We start from the raw sequence: 501 nt of genomic DNA, 5'->3' as shown, positions 1-501 counted from the left end.
GGGTCCATTTTTCTTCCAACGTACTGTTAATTCAAGTGGTTGACTTGCGAATTTATCGAGTAACGTTTTGAGTTTAATATTCTTCTCTTTGAGTTCTATACCCGCGCAATAAGCTGATGTAACGATTGGGTTGATGTTTTTATTTGCTCTGACCAAAAAATAGCCGCCATCTTGGGATACTTGCTCAAAGTAATCTAAGTCAAAATACCCTGCATCAGCAAGTAATAACGTATCTTCAAGTGTATGACTACCTGGTAAAAAGGCTCGCTCAGTTTCAACATCAGGACGAATATCTATTTCACAAGGCTGTTCGTTAAATAGGTCATAGGTAACATGCAACTCGATTGCGGCAGGGCTTACAGCAGTAAAGCGACCAGCAAAAACCTGAGCTAATTCATCATGTAGAGCAAATGAAGAGCCATCTTGTAATAACACGCGTTGTATTCCACGCTGGATAAAAAAGGTTTTATCCAGCGTGTTTAGAGTTAATTTAGACATCGC

Annotated in this window: 1 protein-coding gene; it reads right to left on the bottom strand. The window is 39.5% G+C overall.

All coding sequences use genetic code 11. The features are described 5' to 3' along the window. On the bottom strand, positions 1-501 hold a 501-nt coding region (locus tag HJP15_RS21665), incomplete at both ends, for a transposase (protein WP_170174643.1).

Origin of the sequence: Pseudoalteromonas sp. NEC-BIFX-2020_002 (assembly GCF_013002825.1) — a bacterium.
GTDB classification, from domain to species: domain Bacteria; phylum Pseudomonadota; class Gammaproteobacteria; order Enterobacterales; family Alteromonadaceae; genus Pseudoalteromonas; species Pseudoalteromonas neustonica.
The sequence above is the reverse complement of the archived record's forward strand: the minus strand, read 5'-3'. Positions and strand labels throughout refer to the sequence as shown.